The organism is Parasphingomonas zepuensis, assembly GCF_036663735.1.
In the GTDB taxonomy this organism is placed as follows: Bacteria; Pseudomonadota; Alphaproteobacteria; order Sphingomonadales; family Sphingomonadaceae; genus Sphingomonas.
Genome location: NZ_JAXOJO010000002.1, coordinates 579,437 through 594,055 on the forward strand (window position 1 = coordinate 579,437; position 14,619 = coordinate 594,055).

The window sequence follows — 14,619 nt, forward strand, 5'->3', positions numbered from 1 at the left end:
GCCATCCTCAATAGTCCGCCGTCTGCGGGGCACCGTTGAGTTCGTCGTCGGTGAGCAGCACGCGCCGGGGATGCGGCACTGCCTCCAGCGTCGTATCGCGGTCGATCTCCATCAGCGGTTTGATGCGGCCGTCGCGAATGTCGTAGACCCAGCCGTGCAGCCACAGATCCTGTTTCCTGGCGAACGCGTCCTGCACGGTGGCCGTGCGCGCGAGATTGACGAGCTGATCGCGCACGTTGAACTCGACGAAGCGGTTGAGCTTGGCTTCTGGCGTTTGCTGGTTGCCCAGCTCCTCCCAATGGTCGCTGGCAACGTCACGCGCGGTCTGCAGCCACGTATCCACGGGCCCCGTCGTGCCGCCGTCGAGCGCTGCCTTGACCCCGCCGCAGCCATAATGACCGCACACGATCAGATGCTTCACGCCCAGTACGGTGACGGCATATTGCAGCACCGACATCAGGTTGAGATCGTCGTGATTGACCAGATTGGCGATGTTGCGATGAAGGAACATGCCGCCGGGCGGAGTCATGGTCATCTGTTCCGGGCTGACGCGGCTGTCGGAACAGCCGATCCACAGGAATTCCGGCTTCTGGCCTTGCGTCTGGCGCGCGAAAAAGTCGGGTTTCTCTTCGACCAGTTCGATCGCCCAGGCGCGGTTGGCGAGCAGCAATTGCTTGTAGTTCTTCATGCGAAACGGATTCCCGAAGTCGGTGCGTTGATCAGCGGCGCGCTGCGCTCGGCGATGTCGCCGCGCACCGTGACGGTGATGCCGCGATAGCCCGCGCCCTTGATGAAGGCGTTGATGACGTCGACATTGTCGAGATCGACATAGCTGGTGGACGACAGATCGATCAGCAGACTGGCATTGTCCGGAACCTTGTTCAGCTCCTTCTGCAGCTCGTACTTATGGATGAAGTACAAATTGCGCCGGGCGCGGATCAGGCAGTCGCCGTCATCGCAGACGAAGGTGATTGCCGAGCGGAAATTGCGCGCCACGACGAAGATGAAGCCGACGACCAGGCCGATGACAATGCCGATCAGCAGATCGGTGAACAGGATGGCGACGATCGTGACGACGAACGGCACGAACTGAGTCCAGCCCTGCTTGTAGCGCTCGGTGAACAGCTTGGGCTTGGTCAGCTTGTAGCCGGTCGCGATCAGCACCGCGGCAAGCGCGGCAAGCGGGATCAGGTTGAGCAGGAACGGGATCAGCGCGACGCTGAGCAACAGCCATGTGCCGTGCAGGATCGTCGAGACCTTGCTCTGCGCGCCGGCATCGACATTCGCCGAGGAGCGCACGATCACCGACGTGATCGGCAGGCCGCCGATCAGGCCGGAGACGATGTTGCCGCCGCCCTGCGCCATCATTTCCCAGTTCTTGGGCGTGGTGCGGCGCTGCGGATCGAGCTCGTCGATTGCCTTCACGCTGAGCAACGATTCAAGACTGGCGACGATCGCCAGCGTCAGCGCGATCGTCCACACCGCGCCGTTGCCGATCTGCGAGAAATCGGGCGTGGCGAAGAAGGACGTGAACTCGCCGAAGCTCTTGGCGACGGGAACCTGTACGAGGTGCGACGCACTCAATTGCCAGTTCGGCTTGATCAGGCCGAGCAGTGCGTTGCCGCCGACACCGATCAGCACCACGACGAGTGGCCCGGGCACGAAGCGCAACGGACCGTCCTTGGGGCGTGCCTTGTCCCACCAGAACAGGAAGGCAAGGCTGGCCAGCGCGATCACGATCGCACCTGGTGACAGATGTTCACGGATGGCGGTTATGATCGCCGAGAAAGTATTGCGGCCATCGGCCTGAACGAATTCGAAGCTGCCCTCGAAATCGCCGTCATAGCCAAGCGCGTGCGGCACCTGCTTGAGGATCAGGATCACACCGATCGCCGCCAGCATGCCGGTGATCACCGACGAGGGGACGAATTCGGCGGCAATGCCGGAACGGGTCGCGGCGAGCGCGACCTGGATTATGCCGGCCAGCATCACCGCGAGCAGAAATGCCTCGAAGGACGGCAGCCGTTCGATCGCGGTGAAGACGATCACCGTAAGGCCGGCGGCGGGGCCGCTGACCGACAAGGGTGATTTCGATAAGGCGCCGACGACGACGCCACCGACGATGCCGGCGATCACGCCTGCAAAGAGCGGCGCCCCGGAGGCGAGGGCAACGCCGAGACAGAGTGGCAGGGCGACCAGGAACACGACGATCGATGCAGGAAAATCGGCGCGCAGGGTCTTCAATAGCGGTAGCGACAAAATCGGACCTCGGATTCGGTGCCGCTGCCGGATTGGCGGGCTACCTTCGGGTCCTTAGACGTCGAATTTGCTGCGCTGTTCCCTTCATTGCAGCGCAGCAATCAATCATTACACGCCTGCCATATCAAGGCTGCCATGCTCTCGTTTCAGCAACAATTCCGCTCGACTCCTGCTCGTCGCTTTCGTGTTTTTGCCTGGCGCGGTGTTTCGCATCAGCCTGCCCGGGCCCCAAAATGTCCCGGACCGTAGCGAGGTCTCAGCCGGGGGCGAGCGCGGTGGATTGACGCGGCGCGGGATCAAGGACCGGGACCTCCATCAACCGCTCCAGATACGCGCACAGCATATCCGCAAGTGCTCCCGCATAGGCGTCGATCTCGTCGGCCGTGCGCGGTGTCGCCGAAAAGCTGCTGCCCACTTCGCTTAAAATCGTCTCGATCAGGTCGCCAGCCAGCGATCGCACCGCCTCGGTGGCATCCGGCAGGGCCTCGCGCAGGAACGACTGGAAGATTTGCGCACTGGCCGCGCGGGTGTCGATTGCCTCGGGCGCGTCGCGGTATAGTGGCGCCGCATCGTTGAGCGCGCCGCGAATCTGCGCCTCCTCGCATTCCGATCGGATGAAGACATGCGTCAGCCGGCGCAGGCGTTCGAGCGGCGGCTTTTCGGGATCCTCCAGGATAGTCCGCAGCAGGTCGCTGGTCGCCCGCCATTCGTCGCTCTGCAGGCGGAACAGGATCGCGGCCTTGTTGGGAAAATATTGATAGAGCGAACCGACGCTCACCCCGGCGCGCTCGGCAACCCGGGCGGTGGTGAATCGCTGCGTCCCCTCCGCCGTCAAAACCTGAACAGCCGCATCGAGAATCGCCGCGACAAGGTCGTTGGAGCGCGCCTGTTTGGGCTGTTTAAGCAAGGAAACACGGGCGCTTCGTCGGATCGTCATCTGCGGTTCGCCCAATGCGAATAGGAAAGCTGACGAACTAGTCGTATTTCTACCGGCGAGCAAATACCCGCTCGAAACTGGAGAAAATCGATGACAATTCTGACCAGCGCGCCTGTCGCGCCGCTGCTTGACCGGCTGTTCGCTGAGGCCGACGCCGCCTCTCCGCTGGCGAGCCCCGCCTTCGCTTCCCTGTCGGGCGAGGAACGCCACCGGCTCATGGCGAGCAAGACTGGCTATCGCGAACTCTATGCCGATCTGAAGGACTTCGCGCTGCCGATCTCGCGCGAGACCGGCAAGTTGCTGTACCTGCTGGCCCGCGCAGGCAATGCGCGGTCCATTATCGAGTTCGGCACCTCGTTCGGCCTCTCGACTCTGCACCTGGCGGCCGCGTTGCGCGAAAATGGCGGCGGTCGCCTCATCACCAGCGAATTCGAACCTTCAAAGCTGGCCAGGGCCCGGGAGAATCTCGCTGCCGGCGGCCTGTCCGATCTGGTCGAGTGCCGCGAAGGCGACGCGCTGGAGACTCTGGCGTCGGACCTGCCCGACACGATCGACCTGCTGCTGCTCGACGGCGCCAAGTCGCTGTACATGGACGTGCTTGCGCTGGTCGAGAGCCGCCTGCGGCCGGGCGCGGTGATCATCGCTGACAACACCGATTATTGCCCCGACTATCTCGAACGCGTCAGCTCGGCCGAGAACGGCTATTGGTCGATGTCGTTCACGGACGATGTCGAGCTGTCGATCCGGCTCGGTTGAGGTGTCCGGAGGTGACCGGAAGCCACGGCGCGTTTAACCGGCACGTCATCCGGCGGCTGACATTCCGTCAGCCGCCGGATGAACTGTGAAAACGATGTATATATATGAAATATAATAATAATATCTAAGACGGCTTAGGGCGGAAAATGTCAGCAACCTGCATGACATTCTCGACAGAAGCGCGATGCTGGTCTTCGATTCAAACACTGCGCTGTTGGGGGTATCAACATAATTGCGGCGACGGGAAGCATCCCCTCGCGTCTTTCTCATGGCTGGATCTGAAGCAGCGCGTCGATATGGCGATGGCCGCGCTCTGCATGAAGGCGTCAACCGCAAGACACACTTCAAGCACAGACCGTCAAACCCCATGCGCACTCGGCGGGCAGGCGATGAAGGAAGGGCACTCTCGCTCTTTACGCGCGACGAGCTCCGTTTTCAGATCGTTAAGTGAACGCCCCTATTTTCGGGACATGTATACCCGTACTGCAGCCGGCAACGACGCCAAAGCCGCGTTCCGGCGGCAGTTCCGGCTCGAGAAGATCGGCCTCGTCTATTCGCCCGCGCCTGCCGCGGAGGGACGGCTGATACCGGAAACGGACGGCCTGCAGGCGATACGCGACTATGATCTGTTGGTGGACAGCGCCACAAGATCCATGAAACCGGCTGTTACGGCTTCATTCCTGCTCGCGCTGCTGTTTGGCGTTCTCCTCGTCGCGCTCAGGATGCCGATATTGGCGCCAGCCGTCCCCGCCTCATTGCTGATCTGGCTTGTCATTCTGTGCGGGCACAAGTTTCGGCAATGGAGGTTCCGGCGGGACCTGTGGGCGGCGGTAGCGCGACGCCCGACGGTGGCCGCGCTCCAGAGGCATGAGGCGGTTAGGCGCGGCTATCGAATGGACTGGCGGCACTGGCTGTGGATACTCCCGGCCGGCGCGCTGTTGATGTTCCTCGAAGCGCGTGTCGAGCTTTTGCCGGCCTCATGGCGCGTGGCTCACGAGGCGTCCGTTCTCGCGGTAGCGCTTGCAACCGGCGGCGCGCTTATCGTCTTGGTGGCGCTTAAACTCGCGGGGCGGCTCAAGGACTGACCTGAGCATGGCAAACAGCTCGGTCGCTTGAATCGCACGACTCATTACCCGCAAAATCGAACCGTCGAAGCTGCCCGAGCCGATCGACCTACTGCTCCTCAAAACGGCCACGGTCGGTACGTCGCGGTCAGTAGGCGAAGTTGAGGGCGACGGTCGCGCTGCGCGGCGCGGCATAAAAGGCCTGACCCCACATCAGGCTGCCCAGATACTTCCTGTCGCCGACATTGCGGACGTTGACGGTCGCGCGCACCCGATCGAGCAGCCGGATGCCGGCCATCAGATCGACCACCGCATATCCCTTTTGTTTCAGGATCACGTCGCCGGTGACGACGCCGTAATCCTGTACATAGGGATCGGCATAGCTGATCTGGTTCTGCCAGCGCAGCTGGGCGCCGAGCTTCAGGTCGTTGAGCTGCGGCACGACATAGGTGGTCGCGAGCTTGAGCGACTTGGTCGGCAGGAAGGTACGCGTCTTGTCGCCGGCCTGGTCCTTGATCTCAAGGCCCGTATAGCCGCCGCTCAACGCCCAATTGTCGGTGATCTTGCCGGCCAGCTCGAGCTCGAAACCCTTGGAGGTGGTGTCGACGCCTTCGTAGAAGGTGTCGCCGGGCTGGCCCGCCTCGTCCTCTCCGAACGTGCCTGCCGCGAGCGCCAGACCCTTCTGCTTGGCCCGGAACAGTGAGGCCGTGGCGTAGAGCCGGCCGCCGAACCAGCTGCTCTTGATGCCGCCCTCGATGCTGGTGCCCTTGGCCGGATCGAGCTTGCGGTTGTTCGCGTCCACTTCGATCTGCGGATTGAAGATGCCGGTATAGCTCGCATAGAGCGAGACGTTGGGCGTCACGTCATAGACCGCGCCTACATAGGGGCTGACGCCGCTGTCGTCGCGCGACTGATCTGTGCCGTAGGACGTGCCGGTCGATTTGATCCACATCGCGCTGGCGCCGATGACGCCCTTCAGCCTGTCGCTGAAATTGATGTGCGCGGCGCCATAAGCGCGGGTCAGCCTGTCGCTATAATCGGCGGCAAGATCCTCGCCGGGATAGCTGGGTTCCGCGACCTGGACCCGGCCCCAGTCCTGCACCGCCGGATAGGCGATCGCGTCCTCGGAGAAATTCTCCCATTCGAGCGCGTCCTGGCGCGACGTGGAGACGCCGAACGCAAGCTGGTGATCGCGGCCGAACAGGTGGACCGGGCCCGAGGCGTAGAAGTCGCCCAGATACTGGTCATAGGTGGAGGGATAGATGCCCACCATGCCGCCGACGCCGAGCCCCGTCGCCTTGTCCGGATAGCCATAGGCATAAAGGAGTTTCGCATGCTCCTCGAAGCGTTTGTAAGTGAGCACGCCCTTGGCTGACCAGCCCCCGCCAAAGGCATAGTTCAGCTCGGTGAAGACGCTCTGATCGGTGACGTTCCAATAGGTCCAGTCCGCCGAGGTGGAGGCGGACACCGGATAATCGATGCGGGTCCCGTCGGTGTAGGTGAGCGGCAGCGCCCCCCACAGCACGCCGTCCGCCTTGTTCTCCTGGCGCGAATAGCCGACCGTCGCGGTGAGGTCCGGCGTGATCTTCCAGCTGACCAGTGCGCCGTACACCTCCCGGTTGACATGATTATAGTCGAGATAGGAATCGCGGTCCTCGTGCGCGAAGATCAGCCGCGCGGCGATCGTATCGGTCAGCGGCACCGAAACATCGGCCTCGATCCGCTTCTGGTCCCAACTGCCGAGTTGCCCCGTCACGCTTGCCTTCAGCGAGTCCAGCGGACGCTTGCGGATATAGTTGATCGTGGCGGACGGATTGCCGACGCCGCTCATGATCGCATTGGCGCCGCGGACCGCCTCGACATTCTCGAACAGGGCCGTGTCGAGATCGCCGAACTGTATGCCCCAGAGCAAAGGGAGGCCGATCCCGTCGACCTGGAAATTGGTGATGTCGAAGCCGCGCGAATTGAAATAGGTCCGGTCGGTCTCGACCCGCTCGACATTGATGCCGATAACCTGGTTGAGCAGGTCGTTGACGTTGGTCAGCGCGAAATCCTGGATCCGTTGGCGATCGATGATCGTCACCGATTGCGGCACTTCCCTGGGCTTGAGCGACAGGCCGGCCGCTGTGGTTGTGGGCGTGTCCAGCGTGCCGGTCACGATGATGTCGCCATTGTCCTGCGGCTGTGCCGTTTCTTCGCCTGGTTCGGGTGCGGCGAAGGCCGATCCGGTCGGCAAAATGAGCATCGCGCTGGCGAACAGCGCCTGGCGCAGGGAGCGCTTCATTGGAATTCCCCTTAGTCGGATCGTCGGTCGTCGGGTCGTCGAGCGGCCGTAGGGGAAAGCTATAATGCGAGTCAATCGCGTTAGCATTAAGGGCGGTCAACCTAGTGAGGCGCTCTTCCAGCCGGCCGACTGACCCACATCAGCTTTATAGCAATCGACCATGTCCCGGGCCGGTCACATCATGCGCGACAGTAGCGGTTCACATGAAGATTGACATAATTCTATGTAAAATAAGGAAATAGCTTGATTAAGCCGAGCCGATAAATGTCAGCGACTAGCATGACATTCTCAACAGAGTGCGGCGACGGGCGTTCGATTCAAACGTTGCGTAGCACGGCGTACCACCGTGTTTGCAGTAGCGGGAAATATGCCGCTCGCGTCTTTCTCAAAGCTGGATGTGAAGCAGCGCGTCGATATGGCGCTCGGCGATGGCGCTGGCTTCGGCTGGGGTGAAGGCGTCGGGCGCGAGGCAGAGTTCCAGCCACAGGCCGTCGACGATCGCGCTGATGCCGATCGCGGCGAGGCGGCGGTCCTGCTCCGCCATGCCGCACGCGGCGAGTAGGGTTTCGAGGTCGCGCCGGTACGCCGCGTAGAGATCGCGGTGGAGCCGGGCGATGTCTTCATTGCTCTTCACCAGGCTCCAGAAGGCGATCCAGGTCGCGAGCAGGCCGGGATCGGCGATCGGCCTGGCAAAGCTGGCGGTGACATGAGCGAGCAGGCGGGCGCGGGGCTCGGGGCCGGCGCCCGCCATCGCGGCTTCGAAGGCGGCGGAGACCTGAGCGTCGACATGGGCATAGGTCGCCGCGATCAGCGCATCGATGCCCTCGAAATAATGGCCGAGCAGCCCGGGCGACACACCCGCCTCGGCCGAGATGGTGCGTACCGAAACCCCCGCCGCGCCATGGCTCGCTAGCACGCGCGCGGTTGCCTCGATCAGGCTGAGGCGGCGCGCATCGGGCTCGGCGCGGGTGAAGGCGGGCTTGTTCATTCCACTCCCTCGTCCTGGCCGTCATGCCGGAACGAGGCCGGGATGGCGAGCTATTGCATTGCCCATCGCCTTATTATACGATCGTCCAACAAGCAACGGAGACCGGTATGGCGCATCGCTTCGCCGACATGATCGAGGCGCCGGATCCCGACGCCGACTGGAGCCTGCCGGGCTGGCTCTATACCGATCTCGAATATTTCGATGTCGAGGTGGCGCGGGTGATCCGGCCGTCCTGGCAGATCGTCTGCCATGTCAGCGACATCCCCAAACCCGGCGATTACCATACGCTCGACTATATTGGCGAAAGCGTGATCGCGGTGCGCGGCGAGGATGGCAGGGTGCGCGCCTTCGCCAATGTCTGCCGCCACCGCGCGATGCGGCTGGTCGAGGGGCCGGCGGGATGCGCGAAGAAGCTGGTCTGTCCCTACCATGCCTGGGCCTATGAGCTCGACGGACGGCTGACCGGCGTCCCGATGAAGGCCGATTATCCGGCGCTCGACATGGCGCAGAATGGGCTCGCGCCCGTCGATGTCGAAATCTGGAACGGCTTCGTGTTCGTTCGTCTCGAAGACAATGGCGGGCCGTCGGTCGCCGGGATGATGGCGCCGTACGAAGCGGAGATCGCGCCCTATCGTTTCGAGGAGATGCGCACGCTCAGCCCGGTGCGGCTGCGCGAGCGGGCGGTGAACTGGAAGAATGTCGGGGACAATTATTCCGACAATCTCCACATCCCGGTGGCGCATGCCGGGCTGACCCGGCTGTTCGGCAGGAGCTATGCGATCGAGGCCCAGCCCTGGGTCGACAAGATGTCCGGCTATCTGGCGGACAAGCCGTCGAACGACCGGTGGGAGCGGCTGTACCAGGCGCATCTGCCCCGCGCCGACCATCTGCCGGAAGCACAGCAGAAGCTGTGGCTCTACTACAAGCTGTGGCCGAACATGGCCTTCGACATCTACCCGGACCAGGTCGATTTCATGCAGTGGCTGCCGCTGTCACCGACCGTGTCGGTGCTGCGCGAGATGGTGTTCGCGCTGCCGGATGACCGCCGCGAGATGAAGCTGGTGCGCTATGCCAATTGGCGGATCAACCGCACGGTCAACGCCGAGGATACCTGGCTGATCACGCGCGTGCAGCAGGGCATGGCCTCGCACAGCTACACCGCCGGGCCGATCGGCGCGAGCGAAGTGTGCCTGCGCAGTTTCGCGAAGAAAATCCGCGGGTTGATCCCGGAAGCACGGCTGCACCGCGCGCCGCCTGCCGGGTGGAGCAAGCGGCCGCGCCCGGTGGACTGACGATCCCCGCACCGTTCGTGTCGAGCGAAGTCGAGACACGGCCACGGAGGCGCATGACGCGCTTTATCGACTTCGCTCGAAACGATCGGTTGGTTGAATGACGAAGAAATACGACGCGCTCATCATCGGCGGCGGGCATAACGGCCTGGTCTGCGCCTTCTATCTCGCGCGCGCCGGGCTCAAGGTGCGCATCCTCGAGCGCCGCGACGTCGTCGGCGGGGCGGCCGTCACCGAGGAATTCCATCCCGGGTTCCGCAACTCCACGGCTAGCTATACGGTCAGCCTGCTCCGCCCCAAGGTGATACGCGACATGCGGCTGCACGAGCGCGGCTGGCGGATCATCGAGCGGACCATCTCCAACTTCTTCCCGCACGAGAATGGCTATCTCAAGCTTGGCGGCGGCGCCGCGCGCACCCAGGCCGAGTTCGCGCGCTATTCGGCGAAGGATGCCGAGACCTTCCCGGCTTATGAGGAAGCGCTCGAACGCGTCGCCGAGGTGCTGCGCGACATGGCGCTGAAGACCCCGCCCAATGCCGGCGGCGGCATCCGCGCGTTGATCGCGGCGGCGGCGCAGGGCAAGCGGCTGGCGGGCCTGTCGATCGAGGCGCAGCGCGACGTGATGGACCTGTTCGTCAAGTCGGCGCGCGACTTTCTCGACGGCTGGTTCGAGAATGAGCATGTGAAGGCGGCGTTCGGCTTCGACGCGGTGGTCGGCAATTATGCCAGCGTCGATACGCCGGGCAGCGCCTATGTGCTGCTCCACCATGTGTTCGGCGAAGTGAACGGCAAGAAGGGCGCCTGGGGCCACAGCGTCGGCGGCATGGGCGCGATCACCCAGTTCATGGCGGAGGCGTGCACTGAGCTGGGCGTCGAGATCAGCCTGGAGGCGCCCGTTGCCAGGGTCCTCGTTGACGGCAACCGCGCCGTAGGCGTGCGGCTGGAAAGCGGCGAGGAGATCGCGGCCGATATCGTCGCCGCCAATGTCGGCCCGGCGCTGCTTTACCGCCAACTGGTCGACCGCGCCGACATGACACCGGAATTCGCCCGGCGCATGGATCACTTCAAGACCGGGTCGGGCACGTTCCGGATGAACGTCGCGCTGTCCGAACTACCCGATTTCCGCGTGCTGCCGGGCAAGGACGTGGCCGAGCATCACACCTGCGGCATCATCATCGCGCCGACGCTCGACTATATGGACAAGGCGTTCACTGATGCGAAGGCGAAGGGCTGGTCCGATGCGCCGATCGTCGAGATGAAGATCCCCACCTCGATCGACGACAGCCTCGCGCCGCCGGGGATGCACATCGCCAGCCTGTTCTGCCAGCAATTCGCACCCGTGCTGCCCGACGGGCGGAGCTGGGACGACGAGCGCGAAAAGGCAGCGGACCTGATCATCGATACGGTCACGCAGCACGCGCCCAACTTCAAGGGCGCGGTGATCGCGCGGCAGATCCATTCGCCGCTCGATCTGGAGCGCAAGTTCGGGCTGATCGGCGGGGACATCATGCATGGCCATATGTCGCTCGATCAGCTCTGGGCGGCGCGGCCGGTACTCGGGCATGGCGACTACCGCGCGCCGATCGCCGGCCTCTATATGTGCGGTGCCGGCACCCATCCCGGCGGCGGCGTGACCGGCGCGCCGGGGCACAATGCCGCGCACGAGATACTGGCCGATCGCTCGGTGCTGGGTCGCCTGTTCCGCAAGCGTGCCTGATCAGGCTGGGATCGGGCGCGGGCGAACCGGTGCCGGCCGGGGCTTGGGTCGCTTGAACCAGAAGGTCCAGACCGTCAGGCTGCCGAGCATCGCCATTGCCAGCCCCGAAAGGGTGAGCAGCAACCGGTAGGCTAGGCCGCCAACCTTGGCGGCATGAAGCGGATAGGCGCCATTGAAGACCTGCGCGACCATCGGCATCGTCAGGGCGTCTTTCGAGGCGAGCAGATGCCCATCGGCCGCGTCGAACCACAGCACCGACCGGCCGTTGGGCAGCCATTCAGCGGCCCGCTTCATGCGGATCGAGATCGGATCGCCGGCCTTGCGCGGCAGGGTGAGGATTCGGATCTGCGCGTCGGGAAAGCGCTGATGGGCGGCGCGGATGATGGCGCGCCAGTCGGGCGCCGCCGACAGGGGGCCGCTCTTCACCTTGGGCGGCGCCATTGCCGCGGCCATCGTCCTGGGCGAACCGAACGGTGCGAGCACAATCCCCGCGAACGGCTTGAAGATCATCATCGTCCCCGTCACCGCCGAGAGCAGCAGCAGCGGTGCCATGACGATACCCAGGTCGCGATGGTGCATCACGATCGCCGGCCGGCTCAGCCGCTTGGGCCAGAGGCGGAACTTGAAGCTGCGCCGCGTCCGCCACCACAGGATCGTGCCCGTCACGACGAACAGGATCGCGGCCAGCCCGGCTACGCCGATCACCGTCTCGCCCACATCGCCGGTGAACAGGTGATGGTGGAGATCGAAGATCCACAGCTCCGGCCGTTCCCACTGGCTCGACCAGCGGAGCACGACATTGCCCGCCTGGTCGGCATAGGCGCCCGCGCCCTTGGCAAGGCGCAGCTGGTCGAGCCCGAAGCTGTCGCTGGCATAGATGATGCCCTGCGCCTTCGGATTGGCCGTCAGCAGCTTCTCCGTCGTCGCCGCGATCAGGGCCGGATCGGCGATGCGCTGATCGCCGGCATGGGGCAGGGCAATCCAGCTATCCTTGTGGACGAGGATCGCGCCGGTCAGGCCCATGATCGCCAGCACCAGGCCGATGATGCCGCCGGTCCAGCGATGGATCAGGTCGAGCCACTTCATCAGAAGCGCTTGTCCCAGCCCAAGGTGAAGGACCGCCCGCGCCCGGCAAAATAGCTGAGATTGTCGGTGGGGAGGCGGGTATCGCTGCTATAGTCGATATAGTGTCTGTCGAAGAGGTTCGACACGCTGAGCGTGATGCCGCCAAGGCCGGTCTCGTAGCGGACATAGGCATCGGTCAGCGTATAACCGCCAAAATCGTTGCCCGGATCGCGCACAAGGCCCTGGAAGGTGCGCGACACGTATAATTGGGTCTGGGCCCGTATCGACAGCGGCCCCTTGGCGTAATTGACGGCCAGGTTCAGGCGGTCGGGCGAGATATTGGTGCCGTCGAGGTCGGTATCGACCTTGCCGTCCGGCACCTTGCTTGCGTCATAACGCCCGTCGAGATGGGCATAGCCCGCCGACACGCGCACGCCCTTGATCGGCAGCTGGACGCCCAGGTTGATCTCGAGCCCCTTGATCTCGACCCGCTGGCGCTGCACGTCGAAGATGCCGCCAGGATTGGCGATGAGCAACTGGCCCTTGTCGCTCGAGGACCAGAAATAGGTGGCCGATGCGTCGAACAGCCCGCGCTTCACTTCCACGCCGATCTCGCGGTTGTTGGAGACGATCGGCTGGATATCGACATAGGTATCGATATCCTGATTGGGCTTGTTCACTGCGCGGGTAATGCGGCCGATGTCCGGAACGGTGAAGCCCTGGGCATAGCTCATATAGGCGCGGACGCCCTTCAACGGCTCGAACACCACGCCGCCATTGACCAGCAGATCGCTGAAACGCGGCTTGCCGCCGGAAACCGCGACGCCGCCGTAGGTTGCGGTGTTTGGGGCGACAAAAGTGGTCGAGGCGAGGGTGTGATAGTCGTCGACCTTGATCTGCACATTTTCCCAGCGCGCACCGCCGGCGAGGCGCAATACGCCATCGAACAGCTTGAGGTTCGCCTGGCCGAACGGCGCGATGCTGCGGAACTGGCTTGGCGGTACCCAGACGCGGTTGGTCGCGATGAGCAACTGCGCGGTATTGTCCGACAGGGCGTCGACGCCAGCGGTCAGCGTCAGGGCCTCTAGGCCGGGGACGGCACGCTCATAGGATATCTTCGCCCCGATCTTGCGCGACCGGTTCTGCGATTGATCGAAAAGCTTCAACGTCGGATCGAGCTTGGGGTCCTGGAAGGTCGGGATCGGCGCTATCTCCCCGCCAAAAGTATCGCGGCTGCGGTTGAAGAAGACCTGGCTGATGAAGTTGCCGCCCCAGAGTGAGGTGTCGGTATAGGAAAGCGCGACGCTCTCGGTGCGGCTGGCGGCGGATAGGCCCGGCGGGTCGCCTCGCACCGCGCTGGTGGGCAGGCCGGTCAGCCGGTTGCCGGGGATCGCGACATAGTCTCCGTCGCCCTTCAGTTCGAAACGGCTCGCAATCAGGTCGATCCGGCCGGTCTCGCCGACCTGGTAGCCAAGCCGCGAGAACAGGGAAAGAGTCCGGGAATCCTGCGACTCGCCCTGAGTCAGGTTCAGGCCGATCCGGCGGCCATCGCCGTCACGGAAGACGCCGCGCTTCTCATATGCGGCCCCGAAAGTCGCATCGAACCGCCCGATCTTGTACTGGACGAGGCCGGCGGCCTTGCCGCCCATGCCGTCGCCGCTGAAATCATTGTCCGCATTGGCCTGGAGCAGCGCGCGGCCGCTGAACCCTTCCTTGCGCGGTGCGCCGACCGTCACCTGGTTGACGATACCGCCGGTGCCGCCGATCCCCTGGAGCGCGTTCGAGCCATAGATCAGCTCGACCCGGTCGACGAAAAAGCCGTCGATGGTGAATCCGTCGCGGCTGCCGTCGCGCATCGGTGTCGATTGCGGGATGCCGTTGATCGCATAGAGCGGCGAGCGTCCCCGCAAGGTCTCGCCGGCGCCGGAGAGTTTCTGCCGCGTCGGGGAGAAGGACGGGGTCAGGTTGGCGACCGCGTCCGTTATCGAGCCCGAGATGGAAATCTGCTGGTCGAGCGTCGCCTTGTCGATCAGGTCGATCGTCAGCGGCAGGGCATTGGGCGGCAGCACGGTGCGCGCGGCCGTGACGATGATCTCGCCGGGCGCTTCCGCTGCTGCATCGGTCTCATCGGCCGGCCGTGCCGTCTCCTGCGCTTGAGCTGGGGCAAAGGGCGCGGCGAGTGCAAGCGCGACTAAGGGCAGCGAGAAGGGCAGGTGAAGCGGCATGATATTTCCCTCGCCCGTCCGGCCACACGCCGCGG

At 64.0% G+C, this 14,619-nt stretch carries 11 protein-coding genes; 4 read left to right on the top strand and 7 right to left on the bottom strand.

Translation table 11 applies throughout. From position 1 onward, the window contains the following. Positions 1–7 precede the first annotated feature (7 nt). The 3 genes from U1769_RS09050 to U1769_RS09060 all read right to left on the bottom strand — a co-directional run bounded on the left by U1769_RS09050 (position 8) and on the right by U1769_RS09060 (position 3,196). Positions 8–688 (bottom strand): carbonic anhydrase, encoded by a 681-nt coding sequence (locus U1769_RS09050; protein WP_332714885.1) that lies wholly within the window; start codon positions 686–688, stop codon positions 8–10. Continuing rightward, on the bottom strand, positions 685–2,244 hold the full coding sequence (locus U1769_RS09055) for a SulP family inorganic anion transporter (protein WP_332714887.1): 1,560 nt from the start codon (positions 2,242–2,244) through the stop codon (positions 685–687). Before U1769_RS09055 ends, U1769_RS09050 begins: the two co-directional genes overlap by 4 nt. A gap of 271 nt (positions 2,245–2,515) precedes the next feature. Then, on the bottom strand, positions 2,516–3,196 hold the full coding sequence (locus U1769_RS09060; RefSeq protein WP_332714889.1) for a TetR/AcrR family transcriptional regulator: 681 nt from the start codon (positions 3,194–3,196) through the stop codon (positions 2,516–2,518). Between the two features lie 90 nt (positions 3,197–3,286). Between U1769_RS09060 and U1769_RS09065 the strand changes: the two genes are divergently transcribed. After that, positions 3,287–3,952 (top strand): O-methyltransferase, encoded by a 666-nt coding sequence (locus tag U1769_RS09065; protein WP_332714891.1) that lies wholly within the window; start codon positions 3,287–3,289, stop codon positions 3,950–3,952. Between the two features lie 470 nt (positions 3,953–4,422). Continuing rightward, on the top strand, positions 4,423–5,037 hold the full coding sequence (locus U1769_RS09070; protein WP_332714893.1) for a hypothetical protein: 615 nt from the start codon (positions 4,423–4,425) through the stop codon (positions 5,035–5,037). Between the two features lie 127 nt (positions 5,038–5,164). Here the strand turns inward: U1769_RS09070 and U1769_RS09075 are convergent, their stop codons facing one another. Beyond that, complete coding sequence (locus tag U1769_RS09075; RefSeq protein ID WP_332714895.1) at positions 5,165–7,300, bottom strand: TonB-dependent siderophore receptor; 2,136 nt, start codon at positions 7,298–7,300, stop codon at positions 5,165–5,167. A 385-nt stretch (positions 7,301–7,685) separates the two neighbouring features. Then, positions 7,686–8,288, bottom strand: a complete 603-nt coding sequence (gene betI, locus U1769_RS09080) for a transcriptional regulator BetI (protein WP_332714897.1) — start codon at positions 8,286–8,288, stop codon at positions 7,686–7,688. Between the two features lie 107 nt (positions 8,289–8,395). Here betI and U1769_RS09085 point away from each other — a divergent pair, with 107 nt between their 5' ends. Together U1769_RS09085 and U1769_RS09090 are read left to right on the top strand one after the other, a co-directional pair. Beyond that, a complete protein-coding gene (locus U1769_RS09085; protein ID WP_332714899.1) occupies positions 8,396–9,580 on the top strand; it encodes an aromatic ring-hydroxylating oxygenase subunit alpha in 1,185 nt (394 codons plus the stop codon). 97 nt (positions 9,581–9,677) lie between these two features. Then, positions 9,678–11,294 carry a phytoene desaturase family protein gene (locus U1769_RS09090; RefSeq protein WP_332714901.1) on the top strand — a complete coding sequence of 539 codons (1,617 nt, stop codon included), beginning with the start codon at positions 9,678–9,680 and terminating at the stop codon, positions 11,292–11,294. Here the strand turns inward: U1769_RS09090 and U1769_RS09095 are convergent, their stop codons facing one another. Both U1769_RS09095 and U1769_RS09100 read right to left on the bottom strand, forming a co-directional pair. Further along, positions 11,295–12,380 carry a PepSY-associated TM helix domain-containing protein gene (locus U1769_RS09095; protein WP_332714903.1) on the bottom strand — a complete coding sequence of 362 codons (1,086 nt, stop codon included), beginning with the start codon at positions 12,378–12,380 and terminating at the stop codon, positions 11,295–11,297. It lies immediately after the preceding gene. Continuing rightward, the gene (locus U1769_RS09100; protein ID WP_332714905.1) at positions 12,380–14,584 is read right to left on the bottom strand and encodes a TonB-dependent receptor; all 2,205 of its coding nucleotides are present in this window, start codon (positions 14,582–14,584) and stop codon (positions 12,380–12,382) included. Before U1769_RS09100 ends, U1769_RS09095 begins: the two co-directional genes overlap by 1 nt. Between the last annotated feature and the right edge of the window lie 35 nt (positions 14,585–14,619).

Excerpts from the sequence above, each read along its gene's own strand:
- betI (WP_332714897.1), bottom strand. The coding sequence starts at position 8,288 with ATGAACAAGCCCGCCTTCACCCGCGCCGAGCCCGATGCGCGCCGCCTC.
- U1769_RS09085 (WP_332714899.1), top strand. The coding sequence starts at position 8,396 with ATGGCGCATCGCTTCGCCGACATGATCGAGGCGCCGGATCCCGACGCC.
- U1769_RS09050 (WP_332714885.1), bottom strand. The coding sequence starts at position 688 with ATGAAGAACTACAAGCAATTGCTGCTCGCCAACCGCGCCTGGGCGATC.
- U1769_RS09090 (WP_332714901.1), top strand. The coding sequence starts at position 9,678 with ATGACGAAGAAATACGACGCGCTCATCATCGGCGGCGGGCATAACGGC.
- U1769_RS09070 (WP_332714893.1), top strand. The coding sequence starts at position 4,423 with ATGTATACCCGTACTGCAGCCGGCAACGACGCCAAAGCCGCGTTCCGG.
- U1769_RS09095 (WP_332714903.1), bottom strand. The coding sequence starts at position 12,380 with ATGAAGTGGCTCGACCTGATCCATCGCTGGACCGGCGGCATCATCGGC.
- U1769_RS09075 (WP_332714895.1), bottom strand. The coding sequence starts at position 7,300 with ATGAAGCGCTCCCTGCGCCAGGCGCTGTTCGCCAGCGCGATGCTCATT.
- U1769_RS09060 (WP_332714889.1), bottom strand. The coding sequence starts at position 3,196 with ATGACGATCCGACGAAGCGCCCGTGTTTCCTTGCTTAAACAGCCCAAA.
- U1769_RS09100 (WP_332714905.1), bottom strand. The coding sequence starts at position 14,584 with ATGCCGCTTCACCTGCCCTTCTCGCTGCCCTTAGTCGCGCTTGCACTC.
- U1769_RS09065 (WP_332714891.1), top strand. The coding sequence starts at position 3,287 with ATGACAATTCTGACCAGCGCGCCTGTCGCGCCGCTGCTTGACCGGCTG.